The organism is Actinokineospora iranica (assembly GCF_900101685.1).
Classification (GTDB): Bacteria; Actinomycetota; Actinomycetes; order Mycobacteriales; family Pseudonocardiaceae; genus Actinokineospora; species Actinokineospora iranica.
The window spans coordinates 204,055-222,654 of record NZ_FMZZ01000001.1; the positions used below are offsets into that span (position 1 = coordinate 204,055).

The 18,600-nt window shown below is 72.2% G+C and carries 17 protein-coding genes and 1 riboswitch; of the genes, 8 read left to right on the top strand and 9 right to left on the bottom strand.

Going from position 1 to position 18,600, the window contains the following annotated elements:
• Positions 1-90: 90 nt before the first annotated feature.
• The 5 genes from BLS56_RS01000 to cobN all read right to left on the bottom strand — a co-directional run bounded on the left by BLS56_RS01000 (position 91) and on the right by cobN (position 8,452).
• Positions 91-2,682: a bifunctional FO biosynthesis protein CofGH gene (locus BLS56_RS01000; RefSeq protein ID WP_175482600.1), complete on the bottom strand. Its 2,592-nt coding sequence runs from the start codon at positions 2,680-2,682 to the stop codon at positions 91-93.
• Between the two features lie 88 nt (positions 2,683-2,770).
• Positions 2,771-3,331, bottom strand: a complete 561-nt coding sequence (locus BLS56_RS01005) for a DoxX family protein (RefSeq protein ID WP_091447148.1) — start codon at positions 3,329-3,331, stop codon at positions 2,771-2,773.
• 12 nt (positions 3,332-3,343) lie between these two features.
• Positions 3,344-3,850 (bottom strand): hemerythrin domain-containing protein, encoded by a 507-nt coding sequence (locus tag BLS56_RS01010; protein WP_091447150.1) that lies wholly within the window; start codon positions 3,848-3,850, stop codon positions 3,344-3,346.
• A gap of 56 nt (positions 3,851-3,906) precedes the next feature.
• Positions 3,907-4,791: a dihydrodipicolinate synthase family protein gene (locus BLS56_RS01015; protein ID WP_091448672.1), complete on the bottom strand. Its 885-nt coding sequence runs from the start codon at positions 4,789-4,791 to the stop codon at positions 3,907-3,909.
• Positions 4,792-4,867: 76 nt separating this feature from the next.
• Positions 4,868-8,452: a cobaltochelatase subunit CobN gene (gene cobN / locus BLS56_RS01020; RefSeq protein ID WP_091447153.1), complete on the bottom strand. Its 3,585-nt coding sequence runs from the start codon at positions 8,450-8,452 to the stop codon at positions 4,868-4,870.
• Positions 8,453-8,501: 49 nt separating this feature from the next.
• A riboswitch (cobalamin riboswitch) is annotated at positions 8,502-8,619 on the bottom strand.
• Positions 8,620-8,661: 42 nt separating this feature from the next.
• Here cobN and BLS56_RS01025 point away from each other — a divergent pair.
• The 7 genes from BLS56_RS01025 to BLS56_RS31145 all read left to right on the top strand — a co-directional run bounded on the left by BLS56_RS01025 (position 8,662) and on the right by BLS56_RS31145 (position 15,525).
• Positions 8,662-9,780 (top strand): hypothetical protein, encoded by a 1,119-nt coding sequence (locus BLS56_RS01025; RefSeq protein WP_091447156.1) that lies wholly within the window; start codon positions 8,662-8,664, stop codon positions 9,778-9,780.
• On the top strand, positions 9,777-10,397 hold the full coding sequence (locus BLS56_RS01030) for a precorrin-8X methylmutase (RefSeq protein WP_091447158.1): 621 nt from the start codon (positions 9,777-9,779) through the stop codon (positions 10,395-10,397). Before BLS56_RS01025 ends, BLS56_RS01030 begins: the two co-directional genes overlap by 4 nt.
• Positions 10,394-11,899: a precorrin-3B C(17)-methyltransferase gene (gene cobJ / locus BLS56_RS01035; protein WP_091447160.1), complete on the top strand. Its 1,506-nt coding sequence runs from the start codon at positions 10,394-10,396 to the stop codon at positions 11,897-11,899. Before BLS56_RS01030 ends, cobJ begins: the two co-directional genes overlap by 4 nt.
• Positions 11,900-11,914: 15 nt before the next feature.
• Positions 11,915-12,409 (top strand): DUF2165 domain-containing protein, encoded by a 495-nt coding sequence (locus BLS56_RS01040; protein ID WP_091447162.1) that lies wholly within the window; start codon positions 11,915-11,917, stop codon positions 12,407-12,409.
• Between the two features lie 133 nt (positions 12,410-12,542).
• Entirely contained in the window at positions 12,543-13,817 is a 1,275-nt protein-coding gene (locus BLS56_RS01045) for a hypothetical protein (protein WP_091447165.1), read from the top strand.
• A gap of 40 nt (positions 13,818-13,857) precedes the next feature.
• Positions 13,858-14,427 carry a dihydrofolate reductase family protein gene (locus BLS56_RS01050; protein WP_091447168.1) on the top strand — a complete coding sequence of 190 codons (570 nt, stop codon included), beginning with the start codon at positions 13,858-13,860 and terminating at the stop codon, positions 14,425-14,427.
• 105 nt (positions 14,428-14,532) lie between these two features.
• Entirely contained in the window at positions 14,533-15,525 is a 993-nt protein-coding gene (locus tag BLS56_RS31145) for a ubiquitin family protein (protein ID WP_175482575.1), read from the top strand.
• 7 nt (positions 15,526-15,532) lie between these two features.
• Here BLS56_RS31145 and BLS56_RS01060 read toward each other — a convergent pair whose 3' ends face one another.
• From BLS56_RS01060 to BLS56_RS01080, 4 genes are all read right to left on the bottom strand, one after another.
• On the bottom strand, positions 15,533-15,892 hold the full coding sequence (locus tag BLS56_RS01060) for a hypothetical protein (protein ID WP_139190449.1): 360 nt from the start codon (positions 15,890-15,892) through the stop codon (positions 15,533-15,535).
• A complete protein-coding gene (locus BLS56_RS01065) occupies positions 15,889-16,917 on the bottom strand; it encodes a hypothetical protein (protein WP_139190450.1) in 1,029 nt (342 codons plus the stop codon). The genes BLS56_RS01060 and BLS56_RS01065 overlap by 4 nt, the downstream gene beginning before the upstream one ends.
• 11 nt (positions 16,918-16,928) lie before the next feature.
• Positions 16,929-17,327: a hypothetical protein gene (locus BLS56_RS31150; protein WP_175482601.1), complete on the bottom strand. Its 399-nt coding sequence runs from the start codon at positions 17,325-17,327 to the stop codon at positions 16,929-16,931.
• 135 nt (positions 17,328-17,462) lie between these two features.
• Positions 17,463-17,936: a DUF4334 domain-containing protein gene (locus BLS56_RS01080; protein WP_228771262.1), complete on the bottom strand. Its 474-nt coding sequence runs from the start codon at positions 17,934-17,936 to the stop codon at positions 17,463-17,465.
• 165 nt (positions 17,937-18,101) lie between these two features.
• Between BLS56_RS01080 and BLS56_RS01085 the strand changes: the two genes are divergently transcribed.
• Positions 18,102-18,548, top strand: a complete 447-nt coding sequence (locus tag BLS56_RS01085) for a GIY-YIG nuclease family protein (protein ID WP_228771263.1) — start codon at positions 18,102-18,104, stop codon at positions 18,546-18,548.
• Positions 18,549-18,600 lie beyond the last annotated feature (52 nt).

Genomic DNA, 18,600 nt, shown 5'->3' on the forward strand with positions numbered 1-18,600 from the left:
GTTGATCCGTCCGAGTGAGACCGCATGGACGGCGAGAGCGCCGACGCCCCGGCCGCGCACGTCCGCGGCGTCGGCCCGCGCGGCTGGGCGTCAGGTGCCCAGCAGCGGCAGCAGGTTCGGCTTCCACACCCCGTCGTTCTCGCGCGCCGTGGCCAGCCGCTCCCGCGGGACCTCGCCGTAGGTCGTCGTCCGCTGCCGGGCCGGGCGTCCGGCGGCGGTGGCCAGGGCCTCCAGGTCGGCGACGGTCTTGTAGCTGCCGTTGTCGCTGCCCGCCATGCGGCTGATGGTCTCCTCCATCAGGGTGCCGCCGAGGTCGTTCACCCCGCCGCGCAGCACGTCCACGACGCCGTCGTCGCCAAGCTTCACCCAGCTCGTCTGGATATTGGGGATGCGGCCGTGCAGCAGGATCCGGGCCAGCGCGTGCACCGCGCGGTTCTCCAGCCGGGTCGGGCCGGGGCGGGCGATGCCCGCCAGGTAGAGCGGGGCGTTGGTGTGCACGAAGGGAAGCAGCACGAACTCGGTGAAGCCGCCGGTGCGGTCCTGGATCTCGCCGATCAGCTTGAGGTGCGCCACCCAGTGCGCGGGGGTGTCCACGTGCCCGTACATCATGGTCGAGGTCGTGGGGATGCCCAGCGCGTGCGCCGTGGTCACCACCTCGATCCACGTGGCCGTGGGAAGTTTGCCCTTGGTCAAGACCCAGCGGACGTCGTCGTCCAGGATTTCCGCCGCGGTCCCCGGCAGCGAGTCCACACCGGACTCCCGCGCCTGGGTCAGCCAGTCCTTGATGGACAGATTGGTCCGGCTGGCGCCGTTGACGACCTCCATCGGCGAGAACGCGTGGACGTGCAGCCCGGGGGCGCGTTTCTTGACCTCGGCTGCGATGTCGAAGTACGCGGTGCCCGGCAGGTCCGGGTGGATGCCGCCCTGCATGCACACCTCGGTCGCGCCGACCTCCCACGCCTGCTCGGCCCGCTGGCCGACCTGGTCGAGCGAGAGGGTGTAGGCGTCCGCGTCGGTGCGCCGCTGGGCGAAGGCGCAGAACCGGCACCCGGTGTAGCACACGTTGGTGAAGTTGATGTTGCGGGTGACCACGTAGGTCACGTCGTCGCCCACCGCGTCCCGGCGCATCGCGTCGGCCAGCGCGGCCAGGGCTTCGATCTCCGCGCCCGCCCCGGCCGAGAGCAGCACCAGGGCGTCCGCGTCGGACAGTCTGGCCGGGTCGCGCTCGGCGTGGCGAAGAGCGGTGGCGAACTCCGGTCGCAGCGCCCCGCCCGCGCCGGTCAGCGATCCCGTGCCCTTGGCCACCTGTGCGCGCAGTTCGTCCCAATCGCCATATACCGAGTCGAAGTCGTCGCGGCGGTCGGACGTGCGGCCTTCCGCGTCGATCGCGGTGTGCAGGTCGGTGCGACCTGCCTCAACCAGCGCCACTTCCGGCTCCTGCCACGGCCTGCCGACCAGGACCGCGTCCTCCCTGGCGAGCCCGGTCGCCGGATCGGCGAGCGCGGCGACGTGCGCGCTCAGCCTCGGGTCCAGCCACGGCTCGCCCGCCAGCAGGTACTCCGGGTAGATCGTCAGCCGCTCGGCCAGCCGGAAGCCCGCCCGCGCTGTCTCCTCGGCCAGCAGGTCGATGTGCGGCCAGGGGCGCTCCGGGTTCACATGGTCCGGGGTCAGCGGCGACACCCCGCCCCAGTCGTCGATGCCCGCGCGAATCAGCAGGCCGAACTCGGACCCGATGAGGTTCGGCGGGGCTTGCAGGCGGGTCTTGGGGCCGAGCACGACCCGGGCAACCGCCACGGTCGCGGCCAGTTCCTCGGCCTCGGCGTCGGGCATGGCCCGCATGGCGGTGTCCGGCTTCGCGCGGAAGTTCTGGATGATGACCTCCTGCACGCCGCCGTACTGCCGGGCGACCTTGCGGATGGCGAACAGCGACTCGACGCGCTCGGCCAGGGTCTCGCCGATGCCGATCAGCACCCCGGTGGTGAACGGGACGGCCGAGCGGCCAGCGTCTTCCAGCACCCGCAGCCGCACGGCGGGCTCCTTGTCCGGCGAGCCGTAGTGCGGGCCGCCGGGCTCCGACCAGAGCCGGTCCGCGGTGGTCTCCAGCATCATGCCCATCGACGGCGCGACCGGCTTGAGCCGCTGGAAGTCCGTCCACCCCAGCACACCCGGGTTGAGGTGCGGCAGCAGGCCGGTCTCCTCCAGCACCCGGATGGCCATCGCGCGCACGTAGGACAGCGTGTCCGGGTAGCCCTCGGCCTCCAGCCACTCCCGGGCGGCCGCCCACCGGTCCTCGGGGCGGTCGCCCAGGGTGAACAGCGCCTCCTTGCACCCCATGGCCGCGCCCTGCCGGGCGATCTCCAGGACCTCGTCCGGGCTCAGGAACGGCGCGGGCAACCGGTGCGGGACCGTGGCGAAAGTGCAGTAGTGACAACGGTCACGGCACAGCCGGGTGAGCGGGATGAACACCTTCCGCGAGTAGGTGATCACCCCGGGCCGACCTGCCGCGACCAAGCCCGCGTCGCGGACCCTGGACGCGGTGTCGAACAGGTCGGCCAACCGCTCGCCCCGCGCGTGCAGCAGGACCTCGGCCTCCACCTGGTCGAGCGCGGCGCCGTCGCGGGCCCGGCGCAGGGCGCGCCTGATCGCGGACTCGGCGGGCACTGGCTGCTCGGCACGGCTCACGGACAACCTCCAAGGGAGCGATTTCGTCCAACCTATCCACCTGAGTGGACGAAATCCTGACCCCGGAGATTCCGTCGCGCCGTCCGGATCAGCCGGGCAGCACGCTTCGCAGCGCCTTCTTGGCCTTCTTCGGCGCGGCCCCCACGGTGTGGGTGGTGTCCTGCGCCCATTCGCCGAACTCGTGCGCGTGCTCGCCGAGCACGTGGCCCGCCCGCCTGGCCCGCCAGCCGAGCGAGGGCTTGCCCGCGGTGTCGGCGGCGGCGAGCATCAGCCCGCCGAGCAGGCCGACGTTCTTGACGAAGTGGATCTGCTGCTCCTGCCGCCGCTCTGGCTCCTTCTCCTCCCAGAACCGGTGCGCGGCCAACGTGGTCGGCACCAGGCTCCCGGACAGCAGCAGCGCGGCCAGGCGCGGGAACCGCCCGAACGCGAGCGCGAGGCCCGCGCCCACCTTCACCATGCCGTCGATCTTGACCAGGGTCGTCGGGTCGGTGGGCACCTGCTCGGGCAGCTTGTCGCCGACCTTGCCCATGGCGTCGTGCAGGAACGGTTTCGCCGCCTCGGCGTGCGCCTCTGGCGCGCGCAGGGCGTTCACGCCGCCGCTGATGAAGATCGCGGCAAGCATCGGCCGGGCCAGCCTGCGCAGGATCATCGTCTCGTCCTCTCAGTCGTCGATCCGGTCCTTGGTCTGCTCGGCCACCTCGCGCACGTGCGCCAGTTCGCCGCACCCCGCCTTGATCCGCTCGTCGCGGACGGTGACGAACCGCTCCCCCAGTTCCGCCCGCCTGCTGTCGGCGACGTTCTCGCGGGCGTCGTTGAGGATGGTCCGCTCCTCTTCGTCGACGTGGTGGTTGATCGCCGTGACCAGCTCTTCCAGCGCGTCCTCCCACGCGTCGGCCTCGGTGTCCTCGATTTCCATGAGCGCGAGCAGGGCCTGGTGCCCCTCGGCGTGCTCTTCGCGGCCGTGGTCGACCTCGCCGTCGGGGATGTCCTTGTAGCGGCGCAGCGCCGGGTACACCTCGGCCTCTTCCGCCTCGGCGTGCGCGACGAGCAGGTGGGCGAGTTCGTCGAGCACCTTGGCGCGGTCGCTGGTGCGGTCCCGAAGCAGGCGGAACAGCTCCTCGAAGCGGCGGTGGTCGGCCATGATCAGCTCGATCACGTCTGCGGACATCGGTCCTCCGTGGTGGGTGTGGCGTCGGACCGGTGGGTACCCCGCACGACCAGCGATCAATCCTGGGCGAGTCGATCAACGTGGACCATCGCCGTGGCCGTGGCGGCCGGGCTCGCGGGGAGCAACGGCAGCCGGACGGCGGGGGTGCCGATGCGGCTCTGGGCGTGCAGCACGGCCTTGACCACGACCGGGTTGGGCTCGGCGAACAGCGCGGCGGACAGCGCCGCCAGCCGGTGGCCGATGGCGCGGGCCCGGTCGACCTCGCCGTTGTGCCACGCGGAGACGAGATCGGCGAACCGGCCGGTATGGACGTGCGCGGAGGCCAGGATGCCGCCGTCCGCGCCGAGGGCCAGCAGCGGCGAGGCGAGGATGTCGTCGCCGGCGTAGACGCCGAACCCGGCCGGGCGGCGGGCCAGCAGGGCGACCGTGTCCGGGTCGACAGCGCCGACGGAGTGCTTGGTGGCGGCGACCCCGGGCAGGGCGGCGACGCGCAGCACCGTCCCGGCGTCAAGGGTGAGGCCGGTGCGGTAGGGCACGTTGTAGACGACCAGGGGAACGGGGCTGGCCGCGCCGAGCGCCCGAAAGTGCGCCACCACGCCGTCAACCGACGGTCGGGTGAACGGCGGGACGACAACCAGCGCGGCGGCGATATCCGAGGGCAGGGCGGCCAAGGCACGGGCGGTCGCAGCCGTGTCGTTGGAGCCTGCGCCCACGACCAGTGGCGCGTTGTGCTCCCGGGCGACGGAACGGCACACGTCGAGTACGGCCGCGCGTTCGGCGGTGTCGAGCGTGGCCGCCTCGGCCGTGGTGCCGAGCGCGACCAGCCCGGCAGCGCCGTCGGTCAGCGCCTCGTGGGCCAGGCGGGCGACGGCGTCCCGGTCGACGCGGTCGTCCGGGGTGAACGGGGTGACGAGGGGGACAAGGACTCCGGAGGGCAGCATGTGATCAAGACTGGTGCCCGCGCGGGCGCGGGCACCAGTCTTGATCTTCTGCACAGCCTTGTCAGCACAGCTTCCGCTACTCCGAGCCCGCCTCGATGTCGCCCTCCACCTGCAGGTACAGCTCCTGGAGCCGCCGCAGGGTCGCCGGGTCGGGCTCAGCCCACATCTTGCGCTCGGCGGCCTCCAGCAGGCGCTCGGCGATGCCGTGCAGGGCCCACGGGTTGGACTCGGTGAGGAACTTGCGGTTCTCCGGGTCCAGCGCGTAGGTCTGGGCGAGCTTGTCGTACATCCAGTCGGCCACGACGCCGGTGGTGGCGTCGTAGCCGAACAGGTAGTCGACGGTGGCGGCAAGCTCGAACGCGCCCTTGTAGCCGTGCCTGCGCATCGCCTCGATCCAGCGCGGGTTGACCACGCGGGAGCGGAACACCCGGTTGGTCTCCTCGGCCAGCGAGCGCGTGCGCACGGCGTCGGGCCGGGTGCTGTCGCCGATGTAGGCGGCGGGCGCCTTGCCGGTGAGCGCGCGGACCGTGGCGACCATCCCCCCGTGGTACTGGAAGTAGTCGTCGGAGTCGGCGATGTCGTGCTCGCGGGTGTCGACGTTCTTCGCGGCGACGTTGATCCGCCGGTACGCCGACTCCATGTCCGCGCGGGCGGCGGCGCCGTCGAGGTCGCGGCCGTAGGCGAAGCCACCCCACACCGCGTAGACCTCGGCGAGGTCGCGGTCGTCGCGCCAGTTGTGGCTGTCGATCAGCGGCAGCAGCCCGGCGCCGTACGCGCCGGGCTTGGAGCCGAAGATGCGGGTCGTGGCGCGGCGCTCGTCCTTGTCGTTGTCGGCCAGGACATGGGCGCGCACGTAGTTGTCCTCTTCGGACTCTTCCAGCCCGGCGACGAGCCGCACGGCGTCGTCGAGAAGGTAGACCACGTGCGGGAAAGCGTCCCGGAAGAAGCCGGAAATCCTTACCGTGACGTCGATGCGCGGGCGGCCCAGTTCGGCGAGCGGGATCACGTCCAGCCCGCTGACCCGCCGCGACGCCTCGTCCCACACCGGGCGCACGCCCAGCAGGGCAAGCACCTCGGCGATGTCGTCGCCCGCGGTGCGCATCGCCGAGGTCCCCCACACCGACAGGCCGACCGAGCGCGGCCACTCGCCGGTGTCCTTGCGGTAGCGGGCGGCCAGCGAGTCGGCCATGGCCGAGCCGGTCTCCCAGGCGAGCCTGCTCGGGATGGCCTTCGGGTCGACCGAGTAGAAGTTGCGGCCGGTGGGCAGCACGTTGACCAGGCCGCGCAGCGGCGAGCCGCTGGGGCCAGCTGGCACGTAGCCGCCGCCGAGGGCGTGCAGGATGTTGCCGATCTCGTCGGTGGTCTTGGCCAGGCGGGGCACGACCTCGACGGCGGCGAAGGTCAGCACCTCGACCACGGCGTCATTCTCCGCGCCCAGAACGTCCTGGGTGACCTGCCGAACGTCGTCAGGCCGCCAGTCGTGGTCCTCCATGGCCTGGACCAGGGCGAGGGCCACCGCGTCGATCTCGTCGGTCTTGGTGCGGCTTTCCGAGCCGTCTTCCGCCAGTCCCAGCGCTTCGCGCAGGCCGGGCAGCGCGGCGGCCTGCCCGCCCCACATCTGCCGGGCGCGCAGCATCGAGTTGACCAGGTTGACCCTGGCCGCGCCGACCGGCGGGTCGCCCAGGGTGTGCAGGCCGTCGCGGATCTGCACGTCCTTGATCTCGCACAGCCAGCCGTCGACGTGCAGCAGGAAGTCGTCGAACTCCGCGTCGTGCGGGCGGTCGTCCAGGCCGAGGTCGTGGTCGAGCTTGGCGGCCTGGATCAGCGTCCAGATCTGCGCGCGGATCGCGGGCAGCTTCGCCGGGTCCATCGCCGCGATGTTGGAGTGCTCGTCCAGCAGCTGCTCCAGGCGGGCGATGTCGCCGTAGCTCTCCGCGCGGGCCATCGGCGGCACCAGGTGGTCGACCAGGGTCGCGTGCGCGCGCCGCTTGGCCTGGGTGCCCTCGCCCGGGTCGTTGACCAGGAACGGGTAGATCAGCGGCAGGTCGCCCAGCGCGGCGTCGGGCCCGCAGGCCGAGGACAGCCCCAGGTTCTTGCCGGGGAGCCATTCCAGGTTGCCGTGCTTGCCGAGGTGGATCATCGCGTGCGCGCCGAAGGTCGCCGCGACCCAGCGGTAGGCGGCGAGGTAGTGGTGGCTCGGCGGCAGGTCCGGGTCGTGGTAGATCGCGACCGGGTTCTCGCCGAAGCCGCGCGGCGGCTGGACGATGAGCACGACGTTGCCCGCGCGCAGGGCCGCCAGCACGATCTCGCCGTCCGGGTTCCGCGACCGGTCCACGAACAGCTCGCCGGGCGCCGGGCCCCAGTGCCGCTCCATGGACTCGCGCAGCTCGGCGGGCAGCGTGTCGTACCAGGCGCGGTACTCGGCGGCGGGGATGCGGACCGGGTTGCCGGAAAGCTGCTTCTCGGTGAGCCAGTTCGGGTCCTGCCCGCCCGCCTCGATGAGCGCGTGGATCAGCGCGTCGCCGTCGCCCGCGTCCACTCCGGGCAGCTCGCCGATGTCGTAGCCCGCCTCGCGCAGCGCGACCAGCAGCCGCACGGCGCTGGCCGGGGAGTCGAGTCCGACGGCGTTGCCGATGCGGGAGTGCTTGGTCGGGTACGCCGAGAGCATCAGCGCGATCTTGCGCTCGGCGGGCGGCACATGCCGCAGGGCGGCGTGTTTGACCGCGATCCCGGCGACCCGCGCGGCGCGCTCCGGGTCGGGCACGTAGACCGACAGGCCGTCGCGGTCCTGCTCCTTGAACGAGAACGGGACGGTGATCAGGCGGCCGTCGAACTCCGGGACGGCGACCTGGGTCGCGGTGTCCAGCGGGGACAGGCCGTCGTCGCTGTCCTCCCAATCCGAGCGGCTGGAGGTCAGGCACAGGCCCTGCAGGATCGGGATGTCCAGGTCGGCGAGCGCGCCGACGTCCCACGCGCCGTCGTCGCCGCCCGCGCCCGCGGCGGCCGGGAGCGTGCCGCCCGCGGCGAGCACGGTGACGACCAGCGCGTCGAGGGTGCCCAGGACGTCGAGCAGCTCGGCGGGGGCGGTGCGCAGCGAGGCGCAGTACACCGGGACGGCCTGGCCGCCCGCGTCTTCGACCGCCGAGGCCAGGGCCTCGACGAACGCGGTGTTCCCGGCGAGATGGTGGGCGCGGTAGTACAGCACGCCGACTCGCGGACCCTCGGTGCGCTTGGGCGTGCGCTCCAGGTGTCCCCACGGGGCGAGCTCGGCGGGCGGCGCGAAGCCCTCGCCGGTCAGCAGCAGCGTGTCGGACAGGAAGTGAAAAAGTTCACGCAGGTTGTCCGCGCCGCCGAACGCCAGGTAGCGGTGCGCCTCGGCGACCACGCCGCCGGGCACGGTCGAGCACTCCATCAGCTCGGCGTCCGGGGCCTGCTCGCCGCCGAGCACCACGACCGGGCGCGGGCCCGCGAGCAGCGCGTCCAGGCCGTCCTCCCAGGCCCGGCGGCCGCCGAGCAGGCGCACGATCACCACGTCCACGCCGTCGAGCAGGGCGGGCAGCTCGTCCAGCGGGAGCCGGGCCGGGTTGGCCAGCCGGTAGTCCGCGCCGCTGGCGCGCGCGGAGAGCAGGTCGGTGTCGGAGGTCGACAAGAGCAGGATCATGAGGCCCTTCCTGGGGTCCTCGCCCCGGGTCGTGGGTCGCGACGGCCGGAGTGTCCTGGCTTCCGGATCGCCGCTCCCCCTGGCCTTCCGGCTCGCGCCGTGGCCGATCTCAGGGCTCGCTCCCCGGTGACAGTGGCGGGACCGCGCCGGAATCGCACCGGCTTCCTCCACATGCCATCGCTGTGTCGGGCTCACCCTATATTCGAGCGGTGCCTTCCTCCCAGCGCCGAACGGGCGCCGACGCCTGCCCGGGCGCGCTCGACGTGCACCGGGCGGCCGACGGCGGGCTGGCGCGCATCCGGGTTCCCGGTGGTCTGCTGCGTGCCGAGCAGCTTGCCGCCGTCGCGGAATCGGCCGCCGACCTGGGCGACGGCACGCTGGAACTGACCTCCCGGGCCAACCTGCAAGTGCGCGGGCTGGCCCTCGGGGCGGAGGTCGACTTGGCCGCGCGGCTGGCCGAGGTCGGGCTGCTGCCGTCGCTGACGCACGAGAAAGTGCGCAACATCATGGCCTCCCCGCTGGGTCCGGTGGAGCAGGCGGCGGCGCTGGACGAGGCGCTGTGCGCGAGACCGGAGCTGGCGGGGCTTCCCGGCCGGTTCCTGTTCGTCCTCGATGACGGGCGCGGGGATGTGGCGTGGCTGGGCGCGGACGTGGCGGCGCTGCCGGTCGGCGACCAGGTGGCGCTGCTGTTGGGTGGCCGGGACTTCGGCGTGCGGCTCGGGCCGGGCGAGGTCGTGCCCGCGATGCTGGCGGCCGCGGCGGCGTTCCTGGAACTGCGCGCCGAGCAGTGGCGGATCGCCGAACTCGGGCCGGATGTGGCGAAGATCGCCGCCGCGCTCGGCGCGAGCGACGAGCGGGTGGCCATCGGGGCGCCGCCGTCGGTCGGTCCGCTCGGGCCGGTCGAGTTCGCCGACGGCACACCGGGTCTTGGCGCGGTCGCGCCGCTGGGGCGGCTCACCGGCGAGCAGGCGTCCGCGCTCGGCGACGTGGTGCTCACGCCGTGGCGCGGCCTGGTGGCGCGCGGGCGTGGCCCGCTGCCCGCCGGGCTGGTGACCGACCCGGCCGCGCCGGGCATCGGCGTGACCGCCTGCGCCGGGCGGCCGGGGTGCGCGAAGGCGCTGGCCGACGTGCGGTCGGCCGCGCTGGGAATGCCCGCGGGGCCGGGGCGGCCGGTGCACTGGTCGGGCTGCGCCCGGCGGTGCGGGCGGCCTGCGGGAGATGTGCTCGACGTGGTGGCCACCGAGGACGGCTACCTCGTCGGGGGCCGGGCGACGCCCGGCGACCAGGCGGCCATGGTGGCCGCGGGGAGAAGGCAGGAGCAACAGTGATCGACTACATCCGGGACGGCGCGGAGATCTACCGCCGCTCGTTCGCCACGATCCGCGCGGAGGCCGACCTGTCGGGGCTGCCCACGGACGTGGCGCGCGTGGTGGTCCGCATGATCCACGCCTGTGGGATGGTCGACCTGGTGCGGGACGTGGCCTACTCCCCCGACGTCGTCGCCGCGGCGCGCGCGGCGCTGCTCGCGGGCGCGCCGGTGCTGTGCGACGCGCACATGGTCGCCTCCGGGATCACCCGCAAGCGGCTCCCCGCCGACAACGAGGTGATCTGCACCCTGTCCGACCCGCGCGTCCCGGCCCTGGCCGAGGAACTGGGCGACACCCGCAGCGCCGCGGCCCTGGAGCTGTGGCGCGACCGCCTCGACGGCGCGGTCGTCGCGATCGGCAACGCGCCGACCGCCCTGTTCCGGCTGCTGAACATGATCGACGCGGGCGCCGCCAAGCCCGCCGCCGTGCTCGGCCTGCCGGTCGGGTTCATCGGCGCGGCCGAGTCGAAGGACGCGCTCGCCGCGTTCCCGATCCCGCACCTGGTCGTGCGCGGCAGGCGCGGCGGCAGCGCCATGGCCGTCGCCGCGGTCAACGCGATCGCGAGCGAGGAAGAATGACCGGCACCCTCTACGGCGTCGGCCTCGGCCCCGGCGACCCCGACCTGGTGACCGTCAAGGCCGCCCGGCTGATCTCCGCCGCCAACGTGATCGCCTACCACAGCGCCCGGCACGGCCGGTCCATCGCGCGCGGCGTCGCCGCGCCGTATCTGCGCGACGGGCAGATCGAAGAGCAGCTGATCTACCCGCTGACCGTCGAGACCACCGACCACCCCGGCGGCTACGCGGGCGCCATCGCCGAGTTCTACGAGCACAGCGCCGCGCGGCTGGCCGCGCATCTCGACGCGGGCCGCGACGTGGTGGTCCTCGCCGAGGGCGACCCGCTGTTCTACGGGTCCTACATGCACATGCACAAGCGGCTGTGCGACCGGTACCGCACCGAGGTCGTCCCCGGTGTGACCTCGGTCAGCGCCGCGGCGGCGGTGCTGGGCAGGCCGCTGGTCGAGGGCGAGGAAGTGCTGACCGTGCTGCCGGGGACGCTGCCAGCCGAGGACCTGGCGCGGCACCTGGCGAGCACGGACTCCGCAGCGGTGCTGAAGCTGGGCCGGACGTTCGGCAAGGTCCGCGACGCGTTCGCGGCGGCGGGCAAGCTGGACCGCGCGCTGTATGTCGAGCGGGCGACCTGGGACCAGGGCCGCAGCCTGCCGCTGTCCGAAGTGGACCCGTCCACGGTGCCGTACTTCTCGTTGGCGCTGCTGCCAAGCCCGGTCAACGACGGCGTCGCGTCCACAGTGGAGCGAGAATCCGCTACGCCGGGCGAAGGCGAGGTCGTGGTCGTCGGCACCGGACCGGCCGGGCGGCCGTGGCTGACCCCGGAGGCGCAGGAAGCCCTCGCGGTCGCCGACGACTTGGTGGGATACAAGACTTATCTCGACCGGGTGCCACCGAACCCGCGCCAGCGCAGGCACGCCTCGGACAACCAGGTGGAGGCCGAGCGCGCCGCGTTCGCCCTGGACCTGGCCAAGCGCGGCCGCCGGGTCGCGGTGGTCTCCTCCGGCGACCCGGGCGTGTTCGCGATGGCCGCGGCGGTGCTGGAGGTGGCGACCGATCCGCAGTGGAAGGACGTGCCCGTCCGGGTGCTGCCCGGCCTGACCGCGGCCCAGGCTGTCGCCAGCCGCGTCGGCGCGCCGCTCGGGCACGACTTCTGCGTGATCTCGCTGTCGGACCGGCTGAAGCCGTGGGAGGTCATCACCGCCCGGCTCGACGCGGTGGCCGCGGCGGACCTGGTGATCGCCATCTACAACCCGGCGTCGAAGACCCGCACCTGGCAGCTCGGCGAGGCCCGCGACCTGCTGCTGCGCCACCGCTCCCCGGACACCCCCGTGGTGATCGGCCGCGACGTCGGCGGCCCGACCGAGAGCGTGCGCGTCCTGCGCCTCGCCGACCTTGATCCGTCCACTGTGGACATGCGGTGCCTGGTGCTGGTCGGCTCGTCGCAGACCCGGACGGTGGAGCGCGGGGACGGCAGCCAGGTCGTGTTCACCCCGAGGCACTACCCGTAGCGGTACGGTGGCCGTATGCGCGTGATCTCCCGGCTGGGCGGCCTGCGGACGGCCGTCACGCTGATGACCCTGTTGACGGCGATCTACCTGCTGCTGGTCGCCGTCAACAACACCACCGACTACCCGACCAACGAGGCGTTCGTCATCCACGTGCTGGCGATGGACACCACGTTCGGGTCGCCGAACACGATGTGGCGGGCGATCACCGCGCCGTGGGCGGCCACCGCCGCGTACATCGGGATCATCGTGTGGGAGGCGCTCACCGCCCTCGTGCTGGCGACCGCCACAGTCCAGTTCTTCCGCCGCCAGGACACCGTCGCCCGGCAGTGGGCGACAGCGGGCTGGGTCATGATGCTGGCCCTGTTCGGCCTGGGCTTCATCGTCATCGGCGGCGAGTGGTTCCTGATGTGGCAGTCCCAGCAGTGGAACGGGCTGCAAGCCGCGCTGCAGAACGTCATCATCGCGTCGGTGGGCCTGGTCCTGGCCCACCTGCCGCGGCAGACCCGGTAGACGTCGAAGGGTTCTGGCTCACCCTCGGCGACCTGACCGGGCAGCCGGTCTGCCCTACCGATGCCCAGGCGGCCGTTCCGGGCGTTCTCGTCCTGCCCAAGGCTGGAAGGCGATCGTCCAGCCAAGGAGGGGCATGAAAGCGCACAGGCGGGAAGGCCGGTCGAAGGAGCCGAGGGAGGAACAGCGCACCTCGCGGGAGCACCAGAACTCCGCGGCCACGCGAATCCTGGCGCTGCAGCGGGCCGCGGGCAACGCCGCCGTGACGGACATGCTCGCCGACCGGCCCACCGTGCAGCGGGTCGAGACACCGGGGCGGCCCCGCGGGGCGGTGGCGCGTGAACAGGCGATGAGCGCGACCTACGGCATCCGGATCGGGCCGGGGCCGGGCGGCGGGGCGCACTTCACCAACGCGATGCTCGACCAGATCGACGCGGCGCTGCGGGAGCTGCCGTTGTCGGACCTGAGGGACAACGAGCACCTTCTCGCGATCGAGATGGACGACAACCAGGACGGCAGCACCAGCGAGTACCGCGAGGACCAGCAAACCGTGGCCATCGTGCGCCCGGTGCTCGCGGGCGGGGTCCGCGCGCCGCAGTGGCTCTACGCGCGGCTCAACCGCAGCAGCGCGTGGCAGCGCGGGCAGATGGACCGGGGCGCGCTTTCCGGCTACGAAGGCGTGAGCCGCGGCGGCGACCGCGCGCTGGGCATCGGCCGGGGCGAGCGGCACGTGATGGGCGGGACCTCCGACGCGCTCGCGCACGGCAACCTGGTCGAGTGGACCGTGCGGCACGAGGTCGGGCACTCGGTGGACCTGATGGTCGCCTGGGAGCGCGACCTGGCGGGCGAGGAACGCTTCGGCGGCTGGCGCACCTACGACAACGGGCTCGACCTCGACGAGGTCGCCGAAGCCGTCCTCACCCGCGCGGGCCTGCACACGGTCAACCCGGCGGGCCACCGGCAAGCGGTCACAACGCTGTCCGGGCTGCTGCGCCCCCGGTCCGCGCGGGAGAACGCCGCGGGCAACGAGAGCAGGCTGCACCGCTTCCTCGCCCGCTACCAGCCGCACCTGGACGCCGCGGCCCACGCCGAGCGCAGCGCCCTGGTGCTCCGCTTCGTGCGGCTGGCCCTGGCCCAACCCTGGACCCTGGACGACGGCGGCGCCCCCATCCTGGACGTCGACGGCCGCACCTTCCACGTCGACCACTACGACACCTGGGTCAGCTACTCCACCGCTCAGCGCAGACAGCACGCGTTGTCCAACTACCAGTTCTCGACCCCCAGGGAATGGTTCGCCGAGGCCTACGCGGCCTACTACGACCCCGCCGAAGGCGTCCGCGACCGGCTCAGCGCCGAGGTCCGGGCCTGGTTCGCCACGATTCCGCGGCAGCGGCCCGCCGACCAGGAGTAACGTCGCCCGCACTGACGGGACGACCTCAGCGAGGACCGTGATGGGAAAAATCGTCTTGGCGATGTCGGTGTCCGCCGACGGCTTCTTCGAGGGCCCCAACCGGGAAATCGACTGGCACCTGGTCGACGACGAGTTGCACCGGCATTTCAACGAATACCTCAAGACGGCGAGCGCGTTTCTCGACGGTCGCGTCACCTATGAGCTGATGGCCGATTTCTGGCCCACCGCCGACGCTGATCCCGCCACCGGCCACGTCGAGGCCGAGTTCGCCAGGATCTGGCGGGAAACGCCGAAAATCGTGTTCTCCAGGACCCTCCGGCAAGCGGAGTGGAGCACGACCATCAAACGCGAGGTGGTCGCCGAGGAGGTCCGGGCGTTGCGGGCCCGATCCGGCGGCGACCTCGCGCTGGGCGGCGCCAACCTCGCCGCCACGTTCCGCGACCTTGATTTGATCGATGAGTACCGGCTTTATGTCCACCCGGTCCTCATCGGCCGCGGCCACCGCCTCTTCCGCGACGCGGACACCATGACCAGCCTCGAACTCATCGAGACCCGAACCTTCGGCAGCGGAGTCGTCCTGCTGCGCTATCAGCGCTCCGGGTCGCGGTAAAGCCACAACGGACAGCCATCTGGGACGGCCCGATTCACCTCCCGGTAACGCCTCCGCCGATTCGCCGATGCACTGGCAGATCCCGTTGAGCGTCTGGAGTGCGACATGGTGGAGAACTCGTCGGCCGGTCTGGTCATGTTGGCGGCCGAGGTGACCGTCGCGGTCACCCGCGAGGAACACCATCAGTCCGTGTTGGCCCGTTACCCGGTGGCCCCGGGATCGCAGCGGCAGGTGGCTGTCGAGTTGGGCCGGTGCGTTGTGGGCTCAGGGAAGCACCGCGGCAAGCCCGCCATCGAGGTGCGCCTCGACGGACGCCGCGTCGGCGAGTTGACCCACCTGATGTCGCAGCGCTACGGCGCCCTCGTCGCCCAGGTCACGGACGCGGGCGGCAGGCCGGGCTGCGCGGCGACCATCCAGTCCGGACCGAGGGGCCTGGAACTCGTCCTCCGCCTGCCCCGCGACGCCGAGCGCGCCTGCGTCGTGCCGCCCCCGGCCGGTCCGGTGGCCGACATGCCGCCCGTGCCGCCGCGGGAGCCGTATGCCGCGACGCCCATGCCCGCCGTTCCCCAGCAGCGCCGTCGTGGCTCCGCGCGTCCCGCCTGGATCGCCGCCGCGGTGATCGCCGTGGCGCTGGTCGCCGCCATCGCCAACGACGACGAGTCCCCCTCGTCCACCTCCGCGCAGGTCCGCGCCACCACGACCACCGCCGCCCAGCCGACCACGACCAGCCGGGCCACCACGACTCAGGCCACCACGACCACCACCCCGGCCCCGACCACCACAACGATCGCCCCCGCCGCCCCCGAGCCCGCGGTCCCGCTGACCACCACGCCGCTGACCACCACGCCGAAGACGACCACCCGCAAGGCCGCCACCACCACGAAGCCCGCCACCCAGGCCCCGCCGCCGCCAGCGGCCGAGCCCGCGCCGCAGTCCAAGTGCGACCCCAACTACAGCGGCTGCGTCCCCGTCGCCAGCGACGTCGACTGCGCGGGCGGCACCGGCAACGGCCCGGCCTACGTCGCGGGCCCCGTCCGCGTCATCGGCCGCGACATCTACGGCCTCGACCACAACAAAGACGGCGTCGGCTGCGAGTAGCGGCGGCTCAGAGGTCGGGGCTGGGCGCGAACGGGTCGAACGTCTCGTCCTCGGCGAGGGCGGTGGAGATCGCCTCCCGGTTCTCCTCTGCCATCCGTTCGAGGTGGCCGCGCAACAGGTTCGCGTTGGGCGACTCGCCCGCGAAGATCGCGCGCCAGGAGTCCTGGCCGCTCTCCACCCGCCGGGCGAGTTCCCGCATGTCGTCGCCGAGTTCGCCGCGCCGCGCCGCGTCCTGCAGGGCTTGCAGTTCCTCCCGGGTCGGCTCGTTCGCCCGCTGGAACCGGTACAGGTCCTCCTGCGCCCGGCCGATCACGGCGTCGAGTTCGGCGATGGCCGCCTGGATGCGGTCCTCAGCGCCCGGCATCATCCGCCCACCCCCGCCGGGGTCGGCGCGGGCGCGGTGGCCGGGGCGGGCGGCAGCGACTCGGCGTTGAAGGCGGACGCGCACATCTTGATCGTGTCCACGACCAGCTTGAGCACGTCCCAGAACACGGTGATGACCTTGCGCGCGTTATTGATCATCGTGATGGCCTGCTTGACCGAGTTGATCAGCTTCCACTGCCCGTACAGGGGAATCGCCGCGTTGCTCAGCCCGGCGGAGACGACGTCGATCACGGTCTTGATGATGTCGACCACGACCTGGGCCATCTTGACCGCCTGGTCGACCATGGACTTCAGGTGCGCGGACATCTGGCGCATCTTGGCGGCCTGGTCGACCAGGCAGGCGCTCCACTTGCCCATCTGCGTCGCCGACGCGGCCGACGCCGGGCCCATCCAGGTCCGGGCGATCGCCGCGCTGCCCGACTTGAGGTTCGCCTCGACCGCCTCGACGCAGGCGGCGACGCACTCCCACGCGATCGCCTGCATGGTCGCCTTGTTGACGTCGCCTGCGATCCACTTGGTGACGTACTCGCGCGGGTCCGGGCCACCGACCCAGATGACCAGCTCGCAGACCTTGTCGAGGATCCACCCGAAGGACACCTCGGGCAGCGTGATGTTGGCCGTGCTCGGCGTGGTCAGCTTCGTCTGCGCGGTGACGCCGTCCTCGAAGCCGTTGGCGACGCCGTCGTCGGAGGCGTGCAGGGCGCCGGAGCCACCGAGCTCGACGAACCGGTCGCGGCCCTGCCGGTCGGCATCCTGGTAGGCGTCCGCGCTCGCGCTGAGCGCCCGCTGCTCCTGGCCCATGCCGGAGCTGTCGCTCTCCAGGATGCCGTGCATCTTCGGCAGCAGCGCGGCGTAGTCGCCGGTGATCAGCTCCAGGATCGCGCCGAAGTCGGCGTCAGCGATATGGGAACTGGCGTACCCGTGCGCCGCGCCGAGGTCGGCGGACCCGCGCCCGGTCTGCGCGGCCCACCCCCGCAGGTCACTCAGCTCCACCGTCACATCTGTCATCGCGCCGCCAATCAGTGCGTCTTCCAGAACAGAATCATGTACGCCGCCTGAACGGCGATCACCACGGCGATGACGGCCCACTGCCTGCCGAACGACCAGTGCCGGATCAGGGCGACCGCGACCAGTCCCACGCCGACCACACCGGACACGATCCCCGCCGCCGCCCACACCGCGTCACCGGAGGTCGCCGCCATCACCGCGACGATCACCGAGAACACCACTGCTCCGGTTTTCAGCGCGTCCCGCAGGAACCCCTCGGCCAGCGCCACCAGCGCCCGCGGGGCGAACCCGGCCATCGCCTTGCGACGGTCCCCGGGGGTCTGGGCCCGGTCCACCGCGTCGGCCTGCCGATAGGCCTCGCGAAACAGCGGCCCGTCTTCCTCGGTCGGCTCGGAACCTCGTCCCGCCATGGACGCCTTCCTCTCCTCGACCCGCCGCCGCGGCACCCCTGCGACGCGCCAGGCCCCGCCACGGTTCCACCGCGCCCCAGAATGCCCGAGCCCCCACCCGCCCGCCGCGACGGGTCCACCCGCCGCGTGGTCGGCTCAGGCCCGGTCGAGGATGAAGTACAAACGGTGCCCGTCGTCGGACACGAAGTCCGTGTCCTTGCCGTTCATGACACCGAGCAACGTGTCCGGACCGGCGGCCTTGAAGTGGTCCAGCAGCGGCATCCGGTCGTACACCATCGTCGCGGTCAACTCACCGCGGTACTCGGCCATCCACAGACTGGCCTCCCCACCGTCCGCGGGCTCCGACCGCAGCGACCCATCGGCGGCGTGGCAGATCAACGGCTTCGCGTCCATCGGGGCGACGAAGTGCTTCCCGAACCAGGAAATCTCGCGCAAATACCCCAGCCGCTTGTGCCCGGTCTCCAGCGGCGTGCCGCGCCAGAGCCCGAGAATCTCCTCCACCCTGACAACCGGGAGACGCGGCCACAGCGCGTCCAATTCCCGGGGATCGACCCGCCCGACGGTATTCCGCAGCTTCTCGAAGTCAGCGCGTGCGCTGTCGTTTGTCACTATCATGTTCTTAGATGCTGGTTCCAGCGGTAGCCACAGTGCAAAGATTCGGAGCTTGTACACCCGATAGTGTGGCGAACCCGCATTCCATCCGGTGATCGCCCGCCGCGACCCATACCGTTTTCAGGTTGTGACCAAGCCATCCTCGGCAAGCACACTGTCCTGATGAGCGGCACCACCCCCGACGCGCAGACGATCATCGCGCGGTTGCGGCGACCCGAACGCCTCTGGACACGGGACGAGGTCCATGTCCGCCCGTCGCCGGTGCCCGCCGTGCCCGGTGTCTACGGCTGGCATTTCACTTCCGCCCCGCACGAGTCCCTGGACGGGGGCCGTCTGCTGTATGTGGGCGTCGCACCGCGGCAGATCCGCGGCCCGGTGAGACAGCACTTCCGGGGCAACGCGGCGGGCTCGACCCTGCGCCTGACCCTGGGCTGCCTGCTGGGCCTGGAACTCCGGCAGGTCGGAGTCGCGGGTCAACGCGTTCTCCTTCGCCGCCGAGCAGGCGGGCACCTGCTCCAGGACAGGGTTCTCCAGATGAGATCCACCCTGAATCCGGTGACCACAACCTCTCCAATCGATAGCGACCCGATCCGGGCGGATGCCGACTGATCGAAGGTCGACCCCACGGCCCGAGCGTGGACAGAACGCCGTCGGCGTGTCG